The sequence below is a fragment of the Shewanella sp. A22 genome, from assembly GCF_053850585.1.
In genome coordinates, this window is record NZ_JBSQBN010000172.1 from 1 (window position 1) to 7,521 (window position 7,521).

Annotated in this window: 7 protein-coding genes; 6 read left to right on the forward strand and 1 reads right to left on the reverse strand. The window is 40.8% G+C overall.

Going from position 1 to position 7,521, the window contains the following annotated elements:
• Positions 1–60: 60 nt before the first annotated feature.
• A complete protein-coding gene (locus ACWXWT_RS19305; protein WP_456043198.1) occupies positions 61–270 on the reverse strand; it encodes a hypothetical protein in 210 nt (69 codons plus the stop codon).
• 545 nt (positions 271–815) lie between these two features.
• On the opposite strand from ACWXWT_RS19305, the gene betI reads away from it, so the two are divergent.
• From betI to ACWXWT_RS19335, 6 genes are all read left to right on the forward strand, one after another.
• Positions 816–1,412 carry a transcriptional regulator BetI gene (gene betI, locus ACWXWT_RS19310; RefSeq protein ID WP_456043199.1) on the forward strand — a complete coding sequence of 199 codons (597 nt, stop codon included), beginning with the start codon at positions 816–818 and terminating at the stop codon, positions 1,410–1,412.
• Complete coding sequence (gene betB, locus ACWXWT_RS19315) at positions 1,412–2,878, forward strand: betaine-aldehyde dehydrogenase (protein WP_456043200.1); 1,467 nt, start codon at positions 1,412–1,414, stop codon at positions 2,876–2,878. The genes betI and betB overlap by 1 nt, the downstream gene beginning before the upstream one ends.
• A 26-nt stretch (positions 2,879–2,904) precedes the next feature.
• The gene (gene betA, locus ACWXWT_RS19320; protein WP_456043203.1) at positions 2,905–4,587 is read left to right on the forward strand and encodes a choline dehydrogenase; all 1,683 of its coding nucleotides are present in this window, start codon (positions 2,905–2,907) and stop codon (positions 4,585–4,587) included.
• 234 nt (positions 4,588–4,821) lie between these two features.
• Positions 4,822–6,039 carry a BCCT family transporter gene (locus ACWXWT_RS19325; protein ID WP_456043201.1) on the forward strand — a complete coding sequence of 406 codons (1,218 nt, stop codon included), beginning with the start codon at positions 4,822–4,824 and terminating at the stop codon, positions 6,037–6,039.
• Positions 6,040–6,067: 28 nt separating this feature from the next.
• A complete protein-coding gene (locus ACWXWT_RS19330; protein WP_456043204.1) occupies positions 6,068–6,775 on the forward strand; it encodes a TorF family putative porin in 708 nt (235 codons plus the stop codon).
• Positions 6,776–6,898: 123 nt separating this feature from the next.
• The gene (locus tag ACWXWT_RS19335; RefSeq protein WP_456043202.1) at positions 6,899–7,381 is read left to right on the forward strand and encodes a MarR family winged helix-turn-helix transcriptional regulator; all 483 of its coding nucleotides are present in this window, start codon (positions 6,899–6,901) and stop codon (positions 7,379–7,381) included.
• Positions 7,382–7,521: the final 140 nt, after the last annotated feature.

A 7,521-nucleotide genomic window follows, 5' to 3' on the forward strand; every position in this document is an offset into this window, starting at 1 on the left:
TGATGTAGCTAAATATATGAAATATTACAATCTAGAGCGACTGCACTCGGCAAATGCTGATCAGTCACCGATAGATTTTGAAATATCTTTTAGAAAAGTGTCCGGTTGGAGTTGACCAGAACAGGTAACGCTGGCGACAAAATAAGGAAACACAATTAACGCTAAACCAATACACAGAGGAACTATTGCGCGTTGACGTTTGCCATAAACAAAATACCCCATACCAATGGCGCCAAATAATACACTCCACATCATCATTGAAGCATTCATCAATCTCTCTCTTGTCAAATTGCACTGATATCATAATGAATATAGTTTCAAGGTTATATCGTGGTTACGCTTTATCTTAAATTATTGATGGATCCACACGGCTAAGCAATGAGTAATTCATTAAACATATGTAAGCGTATTAATGAACACTTCTCCTTTGGATAATACGCAATTTTTTAGCGCTAATACTGAAATATTCAGCCGAACAACATAAATGTTGAGGCTATAAATGTGCGGAATAATTCACCATAAAGCCATATCCCCAAAATACATCCTGTTTATAGCGCCAAAAAATAGATGCAGCTGTAATCGTTTTAGGCAAAATCATCCTACCACCAGTAATATCCCTACCTTGACATAACAAATTTAACACCTCTTTTAAAACAGTAAGTTACACCACCCCTTATGCCGCCTACCCCATTTAATAATGCTTGCGCCATGATCTATATCAAGTTATCGCTTGATAATTACAGCACTAATCATTAGTATCGTTATTAATTGAGCGTTCAATTAATAACTCTTAAGACTGATAACGGAAGCCATTTATGTCAAGACCTATAATGAAAAACGTCAGACAACAACAGCTGATAGAAGCCACGCTAATGTCAGTCGAACGTCATGGGTTACAGAACACCACGATTAATACCATTAGTGGTTTGGCGGGCATGTCATCAGGGATCATCAGCCACTATTTTGGTGGTAAACAAGGGTTAATTGAAGCTACGCAGAAATATCTATTAGAAGAATTAAAGCACGCATTACTGGCTAAAACATTGGGTAAAAAATTGACCCCAATAGAACGGCTTTCGATGATTGTGGAAGCAAATTTCACCGAATTACAACGTTCAACAGCTGCAACAAAAACATGGTTAAGCTTCTGGTCTCAAGCGATGCACGATCCTGGACTAGCAAGATTACAGAACATTAATAGTCAGCGGTTATACAGCAACCTACTTTTCTCGTTTAAACAATTATTACCCAATGCCGCAGCAGTCAATGCCGCTAAACAAACCGCAGCAGTGATTGATGGGTTTTGGTTACGTAGTGCGCTGAGTACCACCCCAACAGAAGATTTTAAGCAAGCCCAAATATTGTCTAAAGCCTTTATAGAAGCAGTGATCGTGCACAACGGAGTTAATTAATGTCATCCCAAATTGTTTATCAAAATTATGTTCATGGCAAATATCTGTCAAATGGTAGCGGCGAAACATTTGAAGTGATCAATCCTGCTACAGGAGAAGTGAGTTATTTAGTTGAGGTGGCAACAGAGTCTGTGCAGAAAGCTGCTATAGAAAGTGCCAAAGCAGGTTTTGCCATTTGGTCCGCGATGGCCCCAATAGAACGTAGTCGTATATTACTAAAAGCCGTTGCCCTATTGCGCGAACAAAATGATGACCTTGCCGCTGGCGAAGTATTGGATACTGGTAAACCATGGCAAGAAGCCTCGGTTGTCGATATCGTTACTGGCGCAGACTCAATTGAGTTCTTTGCCGGACTCGCCCCAAGCATTGAAGGTAATCAGCAACCTGTTGGAGCTGATTTTTATTATACTCGTCGTGAACCATTAGGTATTTGTGCTGGTATTGGCGCATGGAACTACCCGCTACAAATTGCTTGTTGGAAAGCGGCTCCAGCACTTGCTTGCGGAAATGTGATGATTTTTAAACCTTCAGAAGAAACCCCTCGTGGCGCAATACGTTTAGCTGAAGTATTCACTCAAGCGGGTGTGCCAGATGGCGTGTTTAACGTTGTTCAAGGTGACGGTAGAGTTGGTGCATGGTTAACCACCAACGAAGATATCGCTAAAGTGTCATTTACAGGTGAAGTCGGAACAGGTAAAAAAGTGATGGCTGCTGCTGCGGGCTCACTAAAAGAAGTGACCATGGAACTGGGCGGAAAGTCGCCATTGATTATCTTTAACGATGCCGATATTGAAAATGCAGTGTCAGCAGCAATGCTAGCGAATTTCTATACTCAAGGTGAAGTGTGTACCAATGGTACTCGCGTTTTTGTGCAACAAGAGATTTATCCACGCTTTATTGAACGATTAAAAGAACGTACTGAACAAAACATCGTTTGCGGTGACCCAATGCACCCTGACACTAATTTTGGTGCGTTAATTTCACGCGACCATCAACAAAAAGTACTCGACTACATTGAAATCGGGAAAAAAGAAGGCGCCACCTTATTAACCGGCGGAACAGCATTAACGCCTGACAATGCACCGAATGGTTTTTTTGTTGCACCGACTGTGTTTACCGATTGTACCGATGAGATGACGATTTCGAAAGAAGAAATATTTGGCCCTGTGATGTCAGTCTTTACCTTTGCAGATGAAGATGAAGTTGTTAACCGCGCCAATAGCACTCACCTAGGCTTAGCCGCGGGGGTATTTACGCAAGACATTACCCGCGCGCATCGCGTTATTCATCAAATGCAAGCCGGAATTTGTTGGATAAATGCTTATGGCGCCTCTCCTGCAGAAATGCCGGTTGGTGGTTACAAGATGTCTGGTATTGGTCGTGAGAATGGCTCTGAAACATTAAAAGCATACACCCAAATAAAAGCTGTTTACGTTGGTATGCAGTCACTTGAAAGCCCATTTTAGGAGTGACCCAATTAATGTCTACGCAAATGTCCCATGAATACGATTATATTATTGTTGGTGCCGGTAGCGCAGGTTGTGTATTAGCCAACCGCTTAACGGAAAATCCAGACAATAAAGTTCTGATACTTGAAACCGGTGGCAGCGACAAGAGCATTTTTATCCAAATGCCAACAGCCCTTTCAATTCCAATGAATACTAAAAAGTATGCATGGCAGTTTGAAACACAGGCCGAACCACATTTGGACAATCGCCGTATGCATTGCCCGCGTGGCAAAGTGTTAGGCGGTTCATCATCAATCAATGGCATGGTCTACGTACGTGGTCATGCGCGTGATTTTGACGAGTGGCAACAGGCCGGTGCAAAAGATTGGGATTATGCTCACTGCCTACCTTACTTTAAAAAAGCTGAAACATGGTCTTTTGGCGGAAATGATTATCGTGGTGATAAGGGGCCATTAGCGGTTAATAACGGTAATGAAATGAAAAACCCGTTATATCAAGCTTTTGTTGATGCTGGTGTCGATGCCGGCTACCTAGCCACTGATGATTACAATGCCAGCCAGCAAGAAGGCTTTGGCCCAATGCACATGACCGTTAAAAACGGTGTGCGTTGGTCTACGGCAAATGCGTACCTTCGCCCAGCAATGAAACGCCCGAATTTAACCGTGGTTACTCATGCACTTGTACATAAAGTGATTATGCAAGGCAAAACGGCTGTCGGCGTTCGTTACGAACGTAAAAGCAAGTTAATTGATGTTAACTGCAATCAAGAAGTGATTTTATCTGCAGGCTCAATTGGTTCACCGCATATTTTACAACTGTCGGGTATTGGCGATTCAACCACGTTAGCTAACGCAGGCATTGAACAAGTACATCAATTACCCGGTGTTGGTCAGAATCTGCAAGATCACTTGGAGTTTTACTTCCAATTTAAGTGCTTAAAGCCGATTTCGCTTAATGGCAAAATTGATCCGTTAAACAAATTGTTTATTGGTGCTCGCTGGATTTTAAATAAGTCAGGTTTGGGCGCAACTAACCATTTTGAATCGTGTGGTTTTATCCGCTCAAAAGCGGGCTTAGAGTGGCCTGATTTACAGTACCACTTCTTACCTGCTGCCATTCGTTACGACGGAAAAGAAGCGTTTGCTGGCCATGGTTTCCAAGTTCATATTGGCCACAATAAACCTAAAAGCCGAGGCGCAGTAACGGTTGTATCAAATGATGCCAAGGTTGCCCCACAAATTCAGTTCAATTATTTATCGCATCAAGATGATATTGAAGGCTTTAGAGCGTGTGTTCGTTTAACCCGTGAAATTATTAATCAACCGGGTTTAGATGAATATCGTGGTGAAGAAATTCAACCAGGCTTAGCAATACAGACCAATGAAGAAATAGACCGTTTTGTTAGAAGTTCAGTAGAAAGCGCTTACCACCCTTCTTGCTCATGCAAGATGGGGGAAGATGAGATGGCGGTTGTCGACTCGGAAACAAAAGTACATGGTATTAATGGTTTACGAGTAGTTGATTCGTCAATTTTTCCGACCATTCCAAATGGCAATTTGAACTCCCCGACGATAATGGTCGCCGAGCGCGCTGCCGATATTATTTTGGGGAATAAGCCACTTTCGCCAAATACAGCAAAAGTAACCGTTGCAGAACAATGGCAAACATCACAACGATTACAAGCCCCCAAAAGACAACTTGATTAACCGTAATTAGTTGATGTGTATCCATTGGTACACATCAACAACAGGTTGATGGTCAACCTACGATTTGTAAATGACCAATTTAGCCACGTTCAATCTATCAGGATTTAACTATCGTCAGTACGATACTTAAGGCTTGAGGGCATTTTGCCTTTAAAAATTGTTCTATGGCATTAAAAACATACAACAAGGAGCCAACATTATGTTTGCACACACTATTTGCCAAGGAGTTAAATAATGACGACTTGGTTATCAATAGGCATTTTATTCACTTTTGCCGCTATCGCATTTGTGATTTATCGTTGGGGTAACATGGAATGCATTGGTGTCACACCGGTGCGTAAATTTACCTTTATTGCCATTTTGTTCACTTCCGGGCTTGATGTCGGTTTAATCATGTTTCCCTTAACTGAATTTGCCGGTTATGCAGACTTAGTGGCAAGTCCAGAGTATGGGTTCAGTAATCCGTTGGCGATTGAATTCGGTTTTTGGGCATGTCTAATATGGGCATTTTACTTTTTAACCTGTTTTTACTTCTGCGTGATTGAACCAAGAGTAAAATATTTTGAAATTCCATTAATTAAGTTTATTAATAATGTGGTGATTATTGGTACTTGTGCCTTTACTGCGTATTTATTGTTAACAAATTTGCCGTGGTATTTACCACAATTAGGTGATGGCGAAACGGTTGTCAGCAGCTTCTACTTAATTGTATTTTTAGTGATTGCCGCAGCAGTGTATTCAAGCACGAGTATTCGCTATGTTCGCTACCTTAGTTTAGGCAGCACATGGTTATTCTTGGGATTGATTGCTGTTATGTGGTCTGGTGCATTCTTATCCGATGGCTCAAGTGTAGGTGAATTCTTTACGACATTTGCATTAATCGGTGACTACTTCGGTAACATCCATAACTTTGTGCTTCCAATAAACGATTATCATGAATTTTACCTATTCTGGTGGTTTGCTTGGAGCATTATGATTGGTCAATTTACAGCACGTTTTGTTGGTGGCATGAAAACGTATCAAGTATTAATTGCCATGATGGTATTCCCTTCAATTCCAATCGCAATTTGGTTTACTGTACTCTATTACTACAGTGCAAACGGTATTGATACTAGTGGATTCTATAATCTTGCAATGGTGATTGTCGGTATCACATTTGTTATTAATTCGCTTGATTCATTGGTGCGTTTATACACAGATAACTTAAACCTCACCGTTAAGCGTCTTGGCAAAATCCCTTATATTGTTGGTAATGTTGCTGTACTAAGTGGCCTAACCTTACTCTTTAAGCTTGATTTTCTCCAAATCCAATGGGTGGGAGCATTAGCAATTGCCTTAATATTAACGTGCTTCGGTTACATATTAAAATCGCATTACCAACAGGTGAGTGATATTGAACGCTCTCCAAAAGAAAATAAAATCGATTTCACTAAAATCGAATTAGCAGACTAAATAAATAATAAAGACTCAAGGAATCATGATGAACACAACAGTGAAAAAGTTAGCCCTAATAGGATTATTTGCTTTACCTTCTTCAGTAATGGCAGGTGAATTGAGTACTACGATTAATGCTACATCTGACTACACCTTTAATGGTGTGAGCCAAACAGATAGTGGCCCAGCATTACAAGCAAGCCTTGATTATGCTGCAGATGATGGTTGGTATGTGGGGGCTTGGGCGTCGAACGTTGATTTTGGTAGCGCTGATGATACTTGGCTAGAGCTTGATTTTTATGCTGGTAAGTATTTTGAGCTTACTGACAGGGTCTCTGTTGATGCCGGTATAGCATATTACACTTACCATGGTGACGATGCTTCAGATGAGTACTACTATCCAGAGTTGTACACCAAGTTTGGTTATGCTTCATCACTTGGTCAAAGTGAATTAAACTTTTGGTACACATGGGACTATTTCGGTCTTGATGCAGGCCATTATATTGTGATGGCGGCACATACCTTTACGATTGCAGAAGGGCATGACATACGTGTAAGTGTCGACCGTTCAACCTCGTTAGATGAAGACAAGTGGCCATGGGGTGACGATGACGCTTACAACCACTATCGTGCTGAATACATGACAAGCTGGGAAGGTTTTGATTTTAACGTAGCCGTAGAAGATACCAACATGGACTATGACACCAGCGATACTCGCGCTGTATTATCGGTATCGCGAACGTTTAGTTTATAAGCTAATATTGCCGATAAAATAACTAAACAGAATAATGTCATGGACATTATTCTGTTTTTTTTATGTTGAGCATGAGTCATTAGCTTAAATCTGTTATCGTGCCTGATGAATAATGAGGGGATTATGGAAAAATACGAGCAACTATTAATTTCATTGCGTCGAGTGATCAGAGCCATTGATATACATTCGCGTCAATTAAATAAACTATCGGGTCTTACTGGACCACAATTAATGGTCATACAAAAAGTGGATCAACTTGATGCGCCACTGGCCAAACAAATCGCACAAGAAATTAATTTAAGTGCCGCTACTGTGACGACAATTATTGATCGACTCGAAAAAAGAAACTTAGTCATCAGAACACGCAGTGAAACCGACAAGCGTAAAGTACATTTATCGTTAAGTGATGCAGGTAAAACGTTATTAAGTAGCGCACCTAAACCGTTACAAGAACATTTTATTATGCGTTATCAAAACTTGGAAGAGTGGGAACAAAGTCAGTTATTGTCAGCAGTTGAACGGATTGCCACAATGATGAATGCCGATGAAATTGACGCATCTCCTGTTTTATTAGTGGGCCAAATTCAAGTAGAAGAGCAATCTTAACCAACCCCTTTCCAATAATACCAATCCTATTAAATATGTGATCTTTCAGCGGGAGTTCAAAGTGCTGTAGGCAAGGCAGATGATTGAAGCGAATAGTGATTCTATTTTGAAAGCATCTAACGAAGCATAAAGGACTTTGA

Excerpts from the sequence above, each read along its gene's own strand:
- ACWXWT_RS19305 (WP_456043198.1), bottom strand. The coding sequence starts at position 270 with ATGAATGCTTCAATGATGATGTGGAGTGTATTATTTGGCGCCATTGGT.
- betI (WP_456043199.1), top strand. The coding sequence starts at position 816 with ATGTCAAGACCTATAATGAAAAACGTCAGACAACAACAGCTGATAGAA.
- betB (WP_456043200.1), top strand. The coding sequence starts at position 1,412 with ATGTCATCCCAAATTGTTTATCAAAATTATGTTCATGGCAAATATCTG.
- betA (WP_456043203.1), top strand. The coding sequence starts at position 2,905 with ATGTCCCATGAATACGATTATATTATTGTTGGTGCCGGTAGCGCAGGT.
- ACWXWT_RS19325 (WP_456043201.1), top strand. The coding sequence starts at position 4,822 with ATGACGACTTGGTTATCAATAGGCATTTTATTCACTTTTGCCGCTATC.
- ACWXWT_RS19330 (WP_456043204.1), top strand. The coding sequence starts at position 6,068 with ATGAACACAACAGTGAAAAAGTTAGCCCTAATAGGATTATTTGCTTTA.
- ACWXWT_RS19335 (WP_456043202.1), top strand. The coding sequence starts at position 6,899 with ATGGAAAAATACGAGCAACTATTAATTTCATTGCGTCGAGTGATCAGA.